The sequence below is a fragment of the Pontibacter sp. SGAir0037 genome (assembly GCF_005491705.1).
GTDB lineage: Bacteria > Bacteroidota > Bacteroidia > Cytophagales > Hymenobacteraceae > Pontibacter.
Window position 1 is genome coordinate 1239194 of the sequence record NZ_CP028092.1, and the last position, 16900, is coordinate 1256093.

9 protein-coding genes, 1 rRNA gene and 1 pseudogene are annotated in these 16900 nt (G+C 47.3%); 8 read left to right on the forward strand and 3 right to left on the reverse strand.

Going from position 1 to position 16900, the window contains the following annotated elements; genetic code table 11:
• Window position 1 precedes the first annotated feature (1 nt).
• The 6 genes and pseudogenes from kdpB (at window position 2) to C1N53_RS05170 (ending at window position 7230) form a co-directional block, all read left to right on the forward strand.
• Window positions 2-2050, forward strand: coding sequence for a potassium-transporting ATPase subunit KdpB (gene kdpB, locus C1N53_RS05145; RefSeq protein ID WP_137758302.1), 2049 nt, complete (start codon window positions 2-4; stop codon window positions 2048-2050).
• A 272-nt stretch (window positions 2051-2322) separates the two neighbouring features.
• Complete coding sequence (locus tag C1N53_RS05150) at window positions 2323-2904, forward strand: K(+)-transporting ATPase subunit C (protein ID WP_137761391.1); 582 nt, start codon at window positions 2323-2325, stop codon at window positions 2902-2904.
• A 148-nt stretch (window positions 2905-3052) separates the two neighbouring features.
• Window positions 3053-4141 (forward strand): porin, encoded by a 1089-nt coding sequence (locus tag C1N53_RS05155; protein ID WP_137758303.1) that lies wholly within the window; start codon window positions 3053-3055, stop codon window positions 4139-4141.
• A 51-nt stretch (window positions 4142-4192) separates the two neighbouring features.
• Window positions 4193-5341 (forward strand): universal stress protein, encoded by a 1149-nt coding sequence (locus C1N53_RS05160; protein WP_137758304.1) that lies wholly within the window; start codon window positions 4193-4195, stop codon window positions 5339-5341.
• 23 nt (window positions 5342-5364) lie between these two features.
• On the forward strand, window positions 5365-6150 hold the full coding sequence (locus C1N53_RS05165) for a HAMP domain-containing protein (protein ID WP_137758305.1): 786 nt from the start codon (window positions 5365-5367) through the stop codon (window positions 6148-6150).
• Window positions 6151-6165: 15 nt separating this feature from the next.
• Window positions 6166-7230, forward strand: a pseudogene (locus C1N53_RS05170) (ATP-binding protein).
• 93 nt (window positions 7231-7323) lie between these two features.
• Here the strand turns inward: C1N53_RS05170 and thrA are convergent.
• Window positions 7324-9726, reverse strand: a complete 2403-nt coding sequence (gene thrA / locus C1N53_RS05180; protein ID WP_137758307.1) for a bifunctional aspartate kinase/homoserine dehydrogenase I — start codon at window positions 9724-9726, stop codon at window positions 7324-7326.
• Between the two features lie 305 nt (window positions 9727-10031).
• On the opposite strand from thrA, the gene C1N53_RS05185 reads away from it, so the two are divergent.
• Entirely contained in the window at window positions 10032-11285 is a 1254-nt protein-coding gene (locus C1N53_RS05185; RefSeq protein ID WP_137758308.1) for a PQQ-dependent sugar dehydrogenase, read from the forward strand.
• A gap of 304 nt (window positions 11286-11589) precedes the next feature.
• On the opposite strand, the gene C1N53_RS05190 is transcribed toward C1N53_RS05185, so the two are convergent.
• Window positions 11590-13596 carry a tetratricopeptide repeat-containing sensor histidine kinase gene (locus tag C1N53_RS05190; RefSeq protein ID WP_137758309.1) on the reverse strand — a complete coding sequence of 669 codons (2007 nt, stop codon included), beginning with the start codon at window positions 13594-13596 and terminating at the stop codon, window positions 11590-11592.
• Between the two features lie 305 nt (window positions 13597-13901).
• Window positions 13902-14450, reverse strand: a complete 549-nt coding sequence (locus C1N53_RS05195) for a serine acetyltransferase (RefSeq protein WP_137758310.1) — start codon at window positions 14448-14450, stop codon at window positions 13902-13904.
• 886 nt (window positions 14451-15336) lie between these two features.
• On the opposite strand from C1N53_RS05195, the gene C1N53_RS05200 reads away from it, so the two are divergent.
• Window positions 15337-16860, forward strand: a 16S ribosomal RNA gene (locus C1N53_RS05200).
• Window positions 16861-16900: the final 40 nt, after the last annotated feature.

The following is a 16900-nucleotide window of genomic DNA, read 5'->3' on the forward strand; positions in this document are numbered from 1 at the left end:
CATGACAACCAAAAATAATGAAACCGGACTGTTTGAAGGACCGCTGGTAAAACAGGCGCTGAAAGCATCCTTTTTAAAGCTTGATCCCCGCATCATGATTAAAAACCCGGTGATGTTTACCGTGGAGCTGGGTACGTTTGTGATGCTGCTGGTAACGTTGTACCTGCTCTTTAGCGGCAATACCTCACAAGGTAGTTTAGGGTATAACATCGCTATCTTTCTGATCCTGTTTGCAACGTTGCTCTTCGCCAATTTTGCAGAGGCCATTGCCGAAGCACGAGGTAAGGCACAGGCTGATTCGTTGCGCAAAACGCGCGAGGAGACACCTGCTAAAGTGATTGACGCAAAAGGAAATATAAAAGAAATCAGCTCTTCTCAACTGAAAAAGGGAGATGTGTTTATGGTAGTAGCGGGAGAGGTGATACCTACAGACGGTGAAATTGTAGAAGGTCTTGCCTCTATTGATGAGTCGGCTATAACGGGAGAATCTGCCCCGGTGATACGAGAGGCAGGCGGTGACCGATCTTCTGTAACGGGCGGTACCAAGGTGCTCTCAGATCAGATAAAAGTACTAGTGACTACGGCACCAGGTGAGTCTTTCCTGGATAAGATGATTGCGCTGGTGGAGGGGGCAAGCCGTCAGAAAACTCCTAACGAGATTGCCCTGACTATCCTGCTGGCAGGTTTTACCATGACGTTTCTGTTGGTATGCGTTACCCTGAAGCCTTTTGCCGACTATGCGAACGCACCGCTTACTATTGCCGCTCTTATTGCGCTGTTTGTGTGCCTGATTCCGACGACCATCGGAGGCTTGCTCTCAGCTATCGGCATAGCAGGTATGGACAGAGCCTTGCGCGCCAACGTGATCACCAAATCAGGTAAAGCTGTGGAGACGGCTGGTGATATAGATGTGCTGCTACTCGACAAGACAGGGACAATTACCATCGGTAACCGCCGAGCCACGAAATTTTATCCGGCACCGGGCGTAGACAAAGATGCCTTTATGCAGAAGGCTGTGCTCAGCTCCCTCGCCGACGAAACGCCCGAAGGCAAATCTATTGTGGAGCTGGCCCAGGAGCTGAAGCTTAACGTGCCGCAGCCTGATATGAGCCAGGTATCCTTCATTAAGTTTACTGCCGAAACACGCTCCAGCGGCATCAACCTACCCGACGGCACTCGCATCAGGAAAGGCGCCTTCGACGCCATCAGGAAAATGACGGAGAACGCAGGCTATTTTATGCACCCGCATGTAACGGAAACTATTGAAAATATTGCCGCCAATGGCGGTACTCCATTGGTAGTGGCCGAAAACGAGGTAGTGCAGGGGGTAATTCAACTGGAAGATATCATTAAACCTGGTATACAGGAGCGTTTTGAGCGTTTGCGCAGGATGGGTGTGAAAACCGTGATGGTAACAGGTGACAATCCGCTAACCGCTAAGTTTATTGCCGGAAAAGCAGGTGTAGATGACTTTATTGCCGAAGCAACACCGGAAGATAAGTTGAACTATATCCGTAGCGAGCAGGCCAGCGGCAAACTGGTGGCAATGATGGGCGACGGCACAAACGATGCTCCCGCCCTGGCACAGGCGGATGTGGGCGTAGCTATGAACTCAGGTACGCAGGCAGCCAAGGAAGCAGGCAATATGGTAGATCTGGACAACGATCCGACTAAACTGATAGAGGTTGTGGAAATAGGAAAGCAATTGCTTATCACCCGCGGTACGCTCACCACCTTTTCCATTGCCAATGATGTGGCCAAATATTTCGCCATTGTGCCTGCTCTATTTATTGCCTTTATACCTGCACTGCAGGGCCTGAACATCATGAACCTTGCCAGCCCACAGTCGGCTATACTTTCGGCTGTAATTTTTAATGCCATCATTATACCCATCCTGATTCCGCTGGCGCTGCGTGGTGTTGCTTATAAACCGATTGGGGCAAGTGCGCTGCTGCGCCGCAACCTGCTCATGTATGGTTTGGGCGGAGTGCTCGTGCCTTTCGGTGGTATTAAGGCTATAGATATGCTGCTGGTGCTGCTAGGCGTGTAGCACCAATGCGGTATTCGCCATCTGCAGACATCCTCATGCTTATCCAACCAACGAAAGAACAAGGTAAACAAGTTAGGTGTCTTTCTGCGGTTAGAGTAATAAAAGCATTACTTAATGGCCTCAAGTTGATACCTGGCCTTTTGCCAGAGATAGTGTAATGGTAAACTAAGAATTAAAAAAGAAGGCAGAATTGCTGCTAATTAATAATGGAAACTAAAGTAAAAGAAAAAGGCTTCCGGAAAGGAACAGCAAATCATACTGCTCCTGTAAAAATGGGAGCAGGAAGTATTCTGAAGCAGAGTCTGACCCTGACAGTGCTGTGTATAGCTTTCTTTACATTTCTTTACCCGCTCTCGATCCGGATTATCGCCCAAGTGGCGGCTCCGAACAGGGGTGAGGGTAAGGTAATAGAAGCAAATGGTCGTGTGGTAGGCTTCGAAAACGTAGGCCAGTCCTTCACCGAAGATCGCTACTTTTACAGCCGTCCCTCAGCTGTGGAGTATAACGGCGGCGGCTCCGGTGGCTCTAATAAAGGCCCGTCTAATCCGGAATACCTGGCGGAGGTGCAAGAACGTATAGATGCTTTCATGGAGCACAACCCATCAGTAAAGCGCGAGGAAATACCGGCAGAGCTGGTGACCGCCTCTGGTAGCGGCCTGGACCCGCACCTGTCGCCTCAGGGGGCGCTGGTGCAGGTAGAGCGTATTGCCCGCGTGCGGAACCTGCCCGCGGAGCAAGTGAAAGCGCTGGTGCAGGAGCAGGTGGAAGCTCCGTTACTGGGTATACTTGGTCCGGAGAAAGTAAACGTACTGAAGCTAAATGTGGCCCTGGATGAACTAAGCGCAAAGCAATAGTAAACTAACCTCTGGTGCGGGCTTGCAGCTTGTACTTCAAATAAACAATATTATGCCTCAAGTATAGCGTCAGGGTTACTGGTGGTTTCATACGATACCTCCTTTACCTCTACGCTTAAAGTGGTGGCATGAAAAAAACATAAATCACATGAAAAATCTATTTGCTATACTTTTAGCTCTATTTTTATTCGTAACCTTTGGCGCAAGTGCACAAACGGTCGACTCACTAGGCTTGGAAGAAGTGATAAAGCCTTTTAAGCTGAGTGGCGGCGTGGATGTATACTATGCCTATGATTTCTCAAAGCCTTTGCAGAAAGACCGCCTCTATACCACACAGGCATTCCGCCACAATGAGTTTAGCCTGAACTGGGGTTTCCTGCAGGCCGACTACACCACCGATAAAGTGCGCGCTGCCTTGGCCTTGCATACCGGAACCTATGTACAGTCTAACTACGCTGCTGAGCCTAATGAGCTGACACGGCTGATTGCACAGGCAAACGCAGGCGTGAAGCTGGCTGATGGTGTGTGGCTGGACATGGGCATTCTGCCGTCTCATATCGGCTACGAAAGCACTTTTTCCATCAACAACGAAATTTACACCCGTGCCCTAATGGCTGAAAACTCTCCTTATTATGAAACAGGCGCACAGCTGACGGCTGAAGTATCGGAAAAGGTAACCATGAAGTTCCTGGTGCTGAACGGCTGGCAGAACATACAGGAAACAAACGATGCCAAATCACTCGGCTTCGGCATCAGCTATTCACCTACAGGCCAACTCGTGATGAGCTATAATAACTACTATGGCAACGAAGCACCGGATGACACCGATGCTAAAAGGCGCTATTTCCATAACTTCTATACTGCCTATACTTTCTCTGACAGGCTTAACGTGGCTGCAAGTGTAGACTATGGCAGACAGGAGTTATGGGACAGCAACGCGAAGGGCAACTGGTATGCGGGCTTGCTGCTGGCACGCTACCGGTTAAGCGATACATTTGCGCTGGCTGGTCGTGTAGAACATTATAATGATGAAAACCAAATCATTATCTCCACGCAAAGCCCTGCAGGTTTTCAAGCCTCCAGTGCCTCTCTTAATTTTGACTTTGCCCCAGCCCAAAATTTCCTGTGGCGTATAGAAGCCCGTGGTTACAAGGCCAAGAACAATATTTTTGTGGGAGAAGAAGGCGCTAAAGATAATAACCTGCTCCTGGTTACTTCTTTTGCCATCCGGTTGTAAGCTGCATGAGTCGGGATTTATACTTTTGTACTTCCAGTATCTTGGCAAAACATGAGCAGTAGAGAGAAATCTGAGAACAGCCAATCTGCAGATCGCTTTCTGCAGCTTTTGCAGGAGTCGAAGAAAGGACGCTTTAAGCTGTACATTGGTTTGGCAGCAGGAGTAGGAAAAACATACCGGATGTTGCAGGAAACACGGGAGCTGCTGGCCCATGGCGTGGATGCAGTGATCGGTTATGTGGAGACACATGGGCGTGCCGAAACAGAGGCGCAGCTGCAGGGGCTACCCCTTCTGCCACGAAGATCGGTTTTTTATAAAGGCAAAATGCTGGAGGAGTTCGACCTGCAGGCTGTACTGCAACGGAGGCCGGAGGTGGTGATGGTAGACGAGCTGGCGCATACCAATGTGCCTGGCTCCGAACATGAAAAGCGATGGCAGGACGTGGAGCAACTCATTGATGCAGGCATCAGCGTGATTAGCGCTGTGAATATACAGCACGTCGAGAGCCTTAACTACCAGGTACAGAAGATTACAGGCGTAGAGGTGTCGGAGCGTGTGCCAGACCGGATTGTAAAGGCTGCTGATGAGATCGTGAACATCGACCTGACGATTGATGAACTGCTGAACAGGTTAACTGAGGGTAAAATTTATGAGCGGCAGAAGGTAGAGGCGGCCCTGAAAAACTTTTTCCAGAAAGACAACCTGTTGCAGTTACGTGAACTGGCACTGCGGGAGGTGTCTTTTCAGCTGATGCAGCGCATCGATAAAGAAGTAACATTAGCCTCGCGCAAGAACCTGGACAAGTTGCTGGCCTGCATCAACACCAACGAAAAAGCCGCCAGTGAAATCATCCGCAAGACATCCAGGCTTGCTGATCACTTTCGGGCAACGTGGTATGTTGTATACGTGCAGACGCCCAAAGAAAGTATGGATGCTATTGGCCTGGCAAAGCAGCGGCACCTGATCAACAACCTGCAACTGGCTACACAGCTGGGAGGGCAGATCATTCGGCTAAAAGGAAACAATGTGGCAGAAGAGATACTGCAGGTGGCCCGGAATAAGCAGATTTCGCTGCTTATTTGTGGTGCAACAGGGCGAAAGAGCGTGTGGAACTGGTTTAAAAAGAGCCAGACCCGCCGCATCATTCGCTCTGTTTCCTCCTCAGGACTAGACCTGGATATTTATTTGGTGAGTGTTTAACAAAGAGCCTTGCATCTTGCATTATGAAATTAAAAACGAAAATAACCCTTGGCTACCTGACAATTCTGGTTTTCCTGCTGGCTGTAGGAGTATACTCTGTTATTAACATCAACAAATTGGATAGTGCAGCCGGTAATATTCTAAAAGCTAACCTGTATACATTGCAACTGGGCAAGCGGATGATATCCTCACTAGATAAAATGGCTGCCGCTAAACAGCAGTTAGTCTACACAGATCTTACGCCGGAGGTATACAGGCAGGAGATAAAAGAAGGCATAGCTGTGTTTGAGAAGGGCCTGCTGGGGGAACGTAATAACATTACAGAGCCGGGAGAAAGGGAGCTGGTAAGTGAAATAGCAGAAGGTTTTCAAAGCTATGAACTACTGCTGCTGGATGACACCATTGGCCGTGAAGTTTATAATGCCGGATTGCTGCCGCGCTACCGCATGCTCCGCGATCAGTTAGACCAGATGCTCAGTATGAACATGGATGCCATGGTAGCAAAGAGTGATAAAGCGCAACGCCTTGCAGAACAGACCCGTTTCTATAACCTTATTGCTTTAACAGTTGCGCTGTTGCTTACGCTCGTATTTTTACTGACAGTGCCCAACACCGTTACCAATCCCATCAACAGGTTAATCAAGTCTATTCAGGCGGCTTCGCATAAGGACTTCACACAGCGGCTTCCGGTGCAGGGGCGTAACGAGTTTAGCCGGGTGGCGAAGGTATATAATAGCATGTTAAAGAAGCTGCAGGAGTACGAGTTCTCTAACCTCAACGAAATAATGACCGAGAAAAGAAGAATCTAACTCATTCTGCAGAACCTGGACGAAGGTATATTACTGCTGGACCAGAACCTGCAGCTAATCGAAGCTAATCCTGTGGCATGCCATTTATTAGGAAAGGAACGCAAAGAGTTGGTGGGGCGGCAATCGCAGGAGTTGGAGATCGAGAACGACCTGTACCGCGAGTTGGTAAAGGAGATTATGATCGGGCGAACAAGCGACGATCATGTGCTGACCGTGACGGAGGGAAATGAGGACGCTTATTACCGTAAAAACATTCTGGAAATTGTTTCTTACAACGAGCTGAAGGAGCAGAGTGAACTGTACGGGTATGTGATTTCGATGCGCAATGTAAGTGAGTTTAAGCGCCTTGATCAGGCAAAGTCTAACTTCCTGGCTACCGTGTCGCATGAGCTGAAAACACCCTTGGCCTCCATCGGTTACAGTTTAAAGCTGCTTCAGAACGAAAGAGTGGGTGGAATGAATAAGGAGCAGCAAAGCATCATTCAAACAATAAAGCAAGAGGCAACCAGGCTACAGAAAATGGTAGGAGAGCTGATTGATGTTTCCCGGTTGGAGTCTGGTAACATTCTGCTGAACATACAGCAGGTAAGCATTGCCAATATTGTGAGTTATGCTGAGGAAATTATAGGTTTACAGCTTTTACAGAAGCAACTGCGCCTGGAGGTAAACATCGAAAACCGGCTCACCAATGTGTCGGCTGATGTTGAGAAGACAACCTGGGTGCTCTTGAATCTGCTTAGCAATGCTGTGCGCTACTCCCCCGAAGGTAACGTGATTTCAGTAACAACAGAAGACCTGGATGACAGTGTACTGGTTAAAGTACACGACAACGGACCAGGTATAGACGCTTCCTATCACGAATAAATATTTCAGAAGTTTGTGCAGATACCGGGTAAAGAACAGTACAAAGGTGGCTCCGGACTTGGCCTTTCCATCTCGAAAGAATTCATTGAATCCCAAGGAGGTAAAATTTGGGTGGAAAGTGAACTGGGTTCCGGAAGTACTTTTATAATTTCACTGCCAATTTATAATCAAGCTCAGGATATATCCCTGAAGTCGTTATCTGGCACTATGCTATAAAAATTCTGCCTGTAAAGGTAAAGCTCCTGCCCCTTCCTCATCAGTGGGTCAGGCTTTACCTTTAAAAACGGTCGTATAGATTTAGTACTGATCTCAGTAATGGCCGCCAATTCGCAGTAGATCTGAGTAAACTCCTCTGGCTGTAACCTCTGCGCCGGCTCCAGCCCCCTGTATAATAATAGGTTGTGTAGCGTAGCCTTCAGTGTAGATCTCAAACAAAGAATCAGCATTCCGGATATTGCCTAGAGGAGAGTTTTTACTTGCCTTCACAAGCGAAACCGTCAGCTTGTTTTCATTTACATCCAGATCGCCTACATAACGCAGAACTTCGTCTTCTTTTAATGCAGCTTTTATTTCTCCAAAATAGGTATCCAGTGTGTTGCTTTCGGCAATAAATTCCTCATAAGCACCAATACCAGCAAGCGTGCCTGGTACCAGGTTTTCAACGGCAACATCCTCCAGTTCTGTTTTTAAACCGACTTCTCTGGCCAGAATAATCAGCTTTCGGGCCACATCCAGTCCGCTTAGGTCTTCCCGGGGGTCCGGCTCAGTATACCCTTTCATTCTGGCCTCTGAGAGTATAGTGGAGAAACTTTTGTCTGTTACAGAATAGTTGTTGAAAATATAGCTCAGCGAACCGCTAAACACGCCTCTTATCCTGGTGATTTTGTCGGAGGAGTTGTGCAGGTGTTTGATTGTGTCTATCAAAGGTAAGCCTGCGCCTACGTTTGTTTCATAAAAGAAAAGCTTTCCTCTTCGCTTTAGGTCGTTACGCAGGTTTTCGTAGAAGCTGTACGAAATTGAATTAGCCTTTTTGTTGGAGGCAACAATGTCGAAGCCGCTATTTACAATTTCAGGGTAACGTTCGGTAAGATCCTGCGAAGAAGTATTATCGGCTATAACTATGTTCTCTAAGCCAGACTCTTTTAAAAGTTGCATGATCGACCTGAAATCATTTGCATGCTCGCTTTGGACAAGCTTTTCCCTCCAATTCCCGGTGAAGCCATCTTCATTAAAAACCATTTTTTTTGAGTCGGCCACACCTACAATATTAATTTGCAGATTACGTCTCTTAATTACATCGTCACCTGTTTCAATGATCTGATCCAGTAACCTGCCGCCTACGTTGCCTTTGCCGAAAGCAAACAGGTTCAGTGTTTTTATTGCCCCGAAAACCTGGTTATGCACCACATTCACCGCTTTCTTCAAAGACTTATTGTCTACTACCAGCGAAATATGCTCCCCGTTAATGCTGTTGCTGATCAGGTGCATCCATATTTTGTTTCTTCTAAGCCCGTAGATGGCTTTTTCGAGCGAGTAGTTATGGCGGCCAACTATGGCAATAATAGCCATTTCATTATTTATCTGAATCCGGGAAATGTCTTTCAGCTGCAACTCTTCCTTAAATTCAGCCTGAAGCACCTGTTCCGTTAAAACAGCATCTTCTTTGTTGATGATAAACCCGATGCCTCTTTCGGAAGAGGCCTGTGAGATAAGCCGAACACTTATGTTGTTACGGCTAAGGGCGCTGAAAATACGGGCATCAATACCTACCTTTCCGAGAAGACCGCGCCCCTCTATGCTTACCAACGAGACATCTTCTATGGTAGAAACAGCCTTTATTCCTTTACCCGAACCTTGCTCGTCAATTAGGGTGCCTTCCCGGCCATAGGCGAAACTGCTGTATATTTTTAAAGGTATTCCGCTTTCTACAAGGGGCAGAATGGTTTTGGCATGAAGCACCCTGGCTCCGAAATTAGCCAGTTCATTCGCTTCGCGGTAACTCAGATGAGGAATTTTCTGCGCGTTTTTTACGTATTTCGGACTTGCAGTATACACACCATCTATGTCTGTCCAGTTTTGTACTTCTGTTGCTTTTATAAAGCTGGCAATAAGCGTAGCGGTATAGTTGCTCCCGTTTCTTCCAAGCGTAATGGTATTACCCTCAGGGTCGGATGCTATAAAACCTGTGATTACAGGCACCTGCTCAGCTTGTAACGTGCTAAAAAACTGATTTGTCTTTTCTCTGGAGCGTTCGAAATCTACGGCAACATCATTTAAGTGGCAGCTGGCTACCAGCAACTGGCGTGCGTCTGCAAAAACAGCTTCTATGCCTTCTTTTCTGAGTAGTTCGGCAACGGTTATAGCACTTATTACTTCTCCAAAAGCAACTACTCTGTCTCTTATTCTGTCGTTTACGATCCCCAGCAGTTGCATGGCCTGTAGCAGGCTCTTTAGTTCTGCATAGAAAGTATCTAGTTCTAAAGATAAGTCTGCCACACGTTGGTAGCCGAAAAACTTTTCAAGGTCTTCCTCAAAAGCTTCGCCTGCTACAGCCTTCCTGTAGAGTTCCAGCAGCAGATCGGTGCTTTGCCCACGTGCAGAAACAACCAGTGCAATGGCATTTGCATCTTTTTCTTTTTTAATGATTTCAACAGCACTTTTTATCGGTTCGCCATTACCTAATGATTTGCCCCCAAACTTTAAAACCTTCATTCTTTGTCTCGATAGTATGAAAGTGCAATTTTATATATTACCGGCCTATTCCCAAGGAAATTTTTTGTGTTTACTGCATTAATTTAAAAACAACACCGCAATTTCCTTATAGAGGTGTTCTTCAGGATATGGGGACATTAGACCTAACGCACGTAAATCTGGTGCCCATCTATGTGGTTTGATAATAGATTTTAAACCTTATCTAAAACAATAGAGTAAAAAAATGGTAACATAAACTTAGGAGTGCATTCTTAATGAGGCACTTACTTTTTAAAGTACATCAACCAAACAAAAAGCACATAACCATGCGCAAATTTCAGGTAAGTATATTTTCAGTGATTTTTCTGGCTTCTTTTAGTTTTTCCTGTAACCGCAACGCAAATCAGGACGGAACTGCAGATACACCTGCATCTCCTAATGGCTGCACACCGCTGGAGACACGGGAGGCGAATGCCCCTGAACAGCGGCCAACGTTCGAAGGCCAGACCCGAGCTTGTGCTATAACCTCTTCAGTAGCTTATAGGGTAGATGTTCTGGCAGAGGGGCTTGAGAATCCATGGGCTGTAGAACCTTTGCCCGACGGAAACCTGCTGGTTACAGAGAAGCCGGGCCGGATGCGTATCATATCTGCCACAGGAGAAGTTGGTGAGCCTCTGGCGGGCTTACCGGAAGTTGACGACGATGGACAGGGGGGGCTGCTGGATGTGGCTCTTAGTCCAGAGTTTAGCTCCGACCGCACAATTTTCTGGACTTTTTCGGAGCCTCGTTCAGGAGGTAACGCCACCAGTGTAGCGCGAGGCGTGCTTTCCCAAGACAGTAAAAGCCTGGAGCAGGTGCGGGTAATATTTCAGGCAATGCCAACCTACGACGGCGACAAGCACTTCGGTTCCCGACTCGTTTTTGGATCTGATGGCCATCTTTTTGTTACCTTAGGAGAGCGTTCGGATATAGAAATCAGGCCCCAGGCACAGCAAATGAACAGCCACATGGGGAAGCTGTTGCGTATCACTACAGAGGGTAAGCCTGCACCAGGCAATCCTTTCATCGGGCAGGAGGGAGCTTTGCCAGAGATATGGACCGTTGGACAAAGAAACGTGCAGGCGGCAGCTTTTGATGCAGAAGGCAGACTATGGACAGTAGACATGGGCCCGCAGGGCGGGGATGAATTAAACCTGATAGAGAAGGGCAAGAACTATGGCTGGCCATTGGTAACCTTTGGCGAAGAATATTCCGGTGAGCCTGTTCCGAATGCTGTTACGACCAAGGAAGGATATGTAGATCCTGTATATTACTGGGACCCGGTTATTTCACCGTCTGGAGCTCAGTTTTATTCTGGTGATGCCTTTCCTGAGTGGCGGGGTAATCTATTTATCGGCGGGCTTACCAATAAGCACCTGGTACGACTTCAGATCGAGAATGGCAGGGTAACAGGGGAGGAGCATCTCCTGAAAGATCGCGGCCAGCGGGTTCGGGACGTGCGGCAGGGACCGGATGGTGCCCTTTATATTGTAACAGACGAGTCTAAAGGAGAACTCTGGAAAATTTCTCCAGGTTCTTAAGTATAGATAGATTTTACTTCATGTTCCCTTCTCTGCAAAAGCGGGGAAGGGAACAGCCTTTTAGAGAAAACGCTAAAACAGTTCTTTGTACCGAAAAACTAAAGCTGGCGTACTTTTTATACCTTTGCTGAAGTTAGTCTATTCAAACTTCGTTATCACTTTTCCAACTTTACACCTTGGTAAGTATGTTATTAGGCCTAAGGATTTTTAAAGAGCAGAATATAGCCAGAAAGCTAATTGGTTCTGCCATCATGATCGTAGGATCGATAGTTATAATTCTGCTTAAAAGCTAGGGCAGGCTTTATTAAACCTCAAGTAAATCCTGGTGCTGCTTTTCTGCAACTACTATAACAGATTTGGGCAAGGTAAATGTAAAAGTACTGCCTATACCTTCTTCACTCTCAACTGTGATACTTCCTTTAAGGTTATCTACAAACTCTTTGCACAGCATTAGCCCAAGTCCTGTTCCTTTTTCTTTGGCCGTACCGAGTGTCGTATAGCGTTGGTCGGTAAAAAGCTTTGGCAGATCTGCCGCTGCAATGCCTTTACCGCTATCAATAACAGAAATAGACAGCGCTGCTTCGGAAGAGCTGGCCTTTACCCTAATGATGCCGCCCTCATGAGTGAATTTAATGGCGTTCATCAACAGGTTTCTCAGCACAAAATTGAGTCTTTCTTTATCGGCCAGGGCAAACAGAGCAGGTTCTACTTCATGCTGCAGCCTGATCTGCTTCGCTTCTGCATGCGGACTTGCCACTTGTATATTTTCTTCTATAATGGGATATAGTTCAAGCGGCTGCAGTTGCAGGCTGCTACCCTCCATTTGGGTTTTAGACCAGATCAGGAGGTTGTTAAGCATAGTGAGCGACACATCCATGTCTTTGCTTAAAAGGGAGAAAATATGTTTGATCTCCTTTTCTGACATAGATTTCCGTTCAACAAGCTTTAATATTCCTTTCACGGAAAGAAACGGCGCCCTTAAATCATGTGAAATAATGGAAAACACCTTGTTCTTAAACTGGCTATGCTCCTCCAGTTGCTCATTCTGCTTTCTGAGCACCTTAGACTGAGTCAGGATTTCTGCTTTTTGCCTGCTTATCTTCACATTTTTAGCCTGCACATGGCTGTTCACCTCCTGTAGTTTCAGGTGAGCTTCTTTTATGCGCTTCCTACTGAAAAAGAGCACCAGCACCAGTCCAAGCATCAGCAAAATAATAATTACACCGCCTGCCAGTATGACACGCTGATGCAAGATGGCCATGGCTTGCCTTTTCTGTTCTGCTTTTAATTTCAGGTTTTCAAGCTCTTTCTTTTCTGTTTCATACTTTGCAGTGGTCTCTGCTGTGATTTGTTTCTGCTTATCTAAATCCAGTTTGGAGTTATATTCTATGTAAGCAACACTATAAGCATAGGCTTGTTCGTAATTCTTTTGCCTGGCGTAAATCTGGTGCAGCAGCTGTGCTGTCTCTGCTATCTTCTTATTAGAATTTGTTTCTAATGCCAACTCATAGCTTCTTTTTCCATACCTAAGAGCCTCCTGAAGCTCATTCATGGCCAGGTAAAGTTTTGAAATGCCTTTCAAAGTGGTTACCTCGATCATTTTGTTCTGTATGGCCTCAGTGATGCTTAGTGCCTGAAACAAGTATGGCAGACCGCCTGCAGGATCATGGAGGTAAAGGTGCAAATCACCTATATTCAGTAAGGCTACTCCAAGTGCTCGCTGATCGCCTATTTCTTTCTCCAGTTTAGCAGACTTCTCATAGTAGAGGAGTGCTTTTTTATATTCTTTTTTCTCCTGGTACAGAACACCTATACTATTATAAGCCCGGGCCAAACCTGATTTATAACCACTCTGTTGTGCATAAAATGCGGCATCTGTACAGTACTTGATTGCACGTTCCAGATCGTTCATCTTATGGTACATAATACCCAGGCCTGCGTAAGAATCAACAATAATGCTTGTGTCGGAGGTTCTTTCGCCTATTTTTAGTGCATCAAAGTTTGCGTTAAGAGCCAGATTATAATTTCCTAAGACAAGCTGAGAACTCCCCAGCAGGTTTAAGGCTTTTGCCTCTCCCTTGGGAAAGTTTAGTTCTTTAGCAAGAACTCTGGCGGAGGTAGCATGTTCGATGGCTTTCTTCGCATCAGTAAGAACATATTGTTTACTAAGGCTGCAGTAGATATTAACTTTAGAAGTGTCGTTGGCGGCTTTTGAAAGAGCGAAATGCAGGCTATCAGTAAGCTTATCCTGTGCCTGTAAATCAACAGCCAGCATTAGTAGAAACAGCAGGGGCGGCCATAATTTTTTCATCTCAATTAATCTTGCGACCTACGCTAAATAACCTGCCGCTGAAATACAATTAATCAGATGTAAATTTAAGTACAATTATTTTAGATTGCGTTCTAAGATTCTAGGTTTAACTATTAATTTTTTAATTTTACTGCACTTTATAAATTTCAGTTTACCAGTAACTTATCTTGGTCTCTCGTAAATGCAATAAAGGCTCAGCATTTTAAAGCTGAGCCTTTATAATAATCTTGCCAACGCATCTCTCTCATTTATCAAGGAAACGGTGCAATTTTAAAGCTGAAGTACTGCTTTCGACAGGTATTTTTTTAAAATGAAAGATGTGGCTCGAGTTGCAGATCCTTTTTTGCAGGCTCTATCGTTCTGATTACCCGTGCCGGATTTCCAACTGCAATAGAGTTATCAGGAATATCTTTAACGACAACTGATCCTGCTCCGATTCTTACGTTGTTGCCAATTCTGATTTCTCCGATAATACAAACGTTAGAACCTAACTCAACATTATTGCCGATAATGGGAGAGCCGGAGTAGGAGCCATCGTCTTTTCGAATGTTCCCGATTGTGGTGCTATGTCTGAAGAAGCAGTTTTCACCGATAACCGAACAGCCGTTTACAACCAAAGCCTGTCCATGCCCCAGGTAAAAGTTTCTACCCACAGTTGTCCAGTGTGGGAGTTCGATGCAGAGGAACCATTCTACCAGTACCTTATAAAAGGCGAGGTACGGAAGCCAGAGAAGATGTAGTACTTTGTTGATGGAAGCGGGGTGTGCAAGCCGGAACAATACCATTACAAGCCTGCCCTTTAAATTACCCTTGTTAACTTCCCAGTCCTGGAAGATATAAGATATAGGAGACATAATATTTATTTGAGTTATGCTTTACGATACATGAAGTATAGGTGTTACTTAATTTTAATGCAGATGCTGCTACTTTCGTTGACGAACAGTTGTTACTACAATACATCTGCTTTGGATAGCTTTATCCAAGCTGAATCCCTTTAATTCTGTTATATACCTGCTCATCGTACTGCTTTATAGCCGGAATGTAAGAGCGGGTTTGGATAGATTCAGGATGAATAGAGAACGTAGTTGATTTCCTTTTAAAAGGAAACTATACAATCTGCACTCGTTGTTATACTTCTCGCTGAATGCAGAAGCAGCGGCGCTTATGAAAAAAAATCTGCTGGTTCTGAGTTCATTAAATAGCAAAGAGCGTCAATAGGAAGTATTTTAAGCTTTCTCTGCTTGCGGGGCGGGAAAAGATTGCTACCTTTGCCTCCCCGTTCGGCAGGAGCGGTTTGGCTAACAGGGGCTGCAGGGCTTCTGGGACCGAAAATAAAAAGTTGCCTGCCCGCTTGCAAAGCGGGAAAAGGTTCTTACCTTTGCATCCGCTTCGGACGGCAGGTTCGGAAGTGAGGGCCAGAGGCTGCGACGCCGAAGGGCAGGCAAAAAAGAGAAAAAAATATTTCTCGCTTTTGCTTGCGGTTTTAGAAAAAGTCCTTACCTTTGCACTCCCTTAACGAAAGGGGCTCAGTAAAGCGAGAGCGACACAGTGCATCACACGGCAGGGAAGGCTGCCGCAGGCGGGAGGAGGAAGTCCTCCCGGCAAGTTCTTTGAGAGATTGCAAGAGACAGACAGCAACACAGGGCAAGGCGGCGCTACCGGCGGTAGCGCCGGAAACAAAGGGGCTCGGGGTCGGACGAACACATTTGCGGTAGCGATGCTGCATTAAGTAATACTTTTACAATGGAGAGTTTGATCCTGGCTCAGGATGAACGCTAGCGGCAGGCCTAATACATGCAAGTCGAACGAGTCCAGGGGCTTCGGTTCCTGGGTTAGTGGCGCACGGGTGCGTAACGCGTATGCAACCTGCCTTCCATAGGGGGATAGCCCACCGAAAGGTGGATTAATACCGCATAAGACAGCGGGGTGGCATCACCCTGCTGTTAAAGCTGAGGCGATGGAAGATGGGCATGCGTGCCATTAGCTAGTTGGCGGTGTAACGGACCACCAAGGCGACGATGGCTAGGGGTTCTGAGAGGATGGTCCCCCACACTGGTACTGAGACACGGACCAGACTCCTACGGGAGGCAGCAGTAGGGAATATTGGGCAATGGCCGCGAGGCTGACCCAGCCATGCCGCGTGCAGGAAGAAGGCCTTCTGGGTTGTAAACTGCTTTTACACGGGAAGAAAACGCCCCTGCGGGGGTAACTGACGGTACCGTGTGAATAAGCACCGGCTAACTCCGTGCCAGCAGCCGCGGTAATACGGAGGGTGCAAGCGTTGTCCGGATTTATTGGGTTTAAAGGGTGCGTAGGCGGCCTGCTAAGTCAGCGGTGAAATCCCGGGGCTCAACCCCGGAACTGCCGTTGATACTGGCGGGCTTGAGTTCGGTAGAGGCGGGCGGAACTCATGGTGTAGCGGTGAAATGCATAGATACCATGAAGAACCCCGATTGCGAAGGCAGCTCGCTGTGCCTGCAACTGACGCTGAGGCACGAAAGCGCGGGGAGCGAACAGGATTAGATACCCTGGTAGTCCGCGCCGTAAACGATGGTCACTCGATGTTGGCGATAGACGGCCAGCGTCCAAGCGAAAGCGTTAAGTGACCCACCTGGGGAGTACGCCCGCAAGGGTGAAACTCAAAGGAATTGACGGGGGCCCGCACAAGCGGTGGAGCATGTGGTTTAATTCGATGATACGCGAGGAACCTTACCTAGGCTAGAATGCGCGTGACGGCCCCAGAGATGGGGCTTCCCTTCGGGGCACAAAGCAAGGTGCTGCATGGCTGTCGTCAGCTCGTGCCGTGAGGTGTTGGGTTAAGTCCCGCAACGAGCGCAACCCCTACCTTTAGTTGCCAGCGGGTCAAGCCGGGGACTCTAAAGGGACTGCCTTCGCAAGAAGCGAGGAAGGCGGGGACGACGTCAAGTCATCATGGCCCTTACGCCTAGGGCTACACACGTGCTACAATGGCGCATACAGAGGGTCGCTACCTAGCGATAGGGTGCCAATCTCAAAAAGTGCGTCTCAGTTCGGATCGGAGTCTGCAACTCGACTCCGTGAAGCCGGAATCGCTAGTAATCGCGCATCAGCAACGGCGCGGTGAATACGTTCCCGGGCCTTGTACACACCGCCCGTCAAGCCATGGAAGTCAGGGAGACCTGAAGCCGGTGACCGTGAAAGGAGCCGTCTAGGGTAAAACTGGTAACTGGGGCTAAGTCGTAACAAGGTAGCCGTACCGGAAGGTGCGGCTGGATCACCTCCTTTCTAGAGACGGCTCCGGGCCCTTTTCCGACCGTCTTGCCCG

Excerpts from the sequence above, each read along its gene's own strand:
- kdpB (WP_137758302.1), top strand. The coding sequence starts at position 2 with ATGACAACCAAAAATAATGAAACCGGACTGTTTGAAGGACCGCTGGTA.
- C1N53_RS05150 (WP_137761391.1), top strand. The coding sequence starts at position 2,323 with ATGGGAGCAGGAAGTATTCTGAAGCAGAGTCTGACCCTGACAGTGCTG.
- C1N53_RS05155 (WP_137758303.1), top strand. The coding sequence starts at position 3,053 with ATGAAAAATCTATTTGCTATACTTTTAGCTCTATTTTTATTCGTAACC.
- C1N53_RS05160 (WP_137758304.1), top strand. The coding sequence starts at position 4,193 with ATGAGCAGTAGAGAGAAATCTGAGAACAGCCAATCTGCAGATCGCTTT.
- C1N53_RS05165 (WP_137758305.1), top strand. The coding sequence starts at position 5,365 with ATGAAATTAAAAACGAAAATAACCCTTGGCTACCTGACAATTCTGGTT.
- thrA (WP_137758307.1), bottom strand. The coding sequence starts at position 9,726 with ATGAAGGTTTTAAAGTTTGGGGGCAAATCATTAGGTAATGGCGAACCG.
- C1N53_RS05185 (WP_137758308.1), top strand. The coding sequence starts at position 10,032 with ATGCGCAAATTTCAGGTAAGTATATTTTCAGTGATTTTTCTGGCTTCT.
- C1N53_RS05190 (WP_137758309.1), bottom strand. The coding sequence starts at position 13,596 with ATGAAAAAATTATGGCCGCCCCTGCTGTTTCTACTAATGCTGGCTGTT.
- C1N53_RS05195 (WP_137758310.1), bottom strand. The coding sequence starts at position 14,450 with ATGTCTCCTATATCTTATATCTTCCAGGACTGGGAAGTTAACAAGGGT.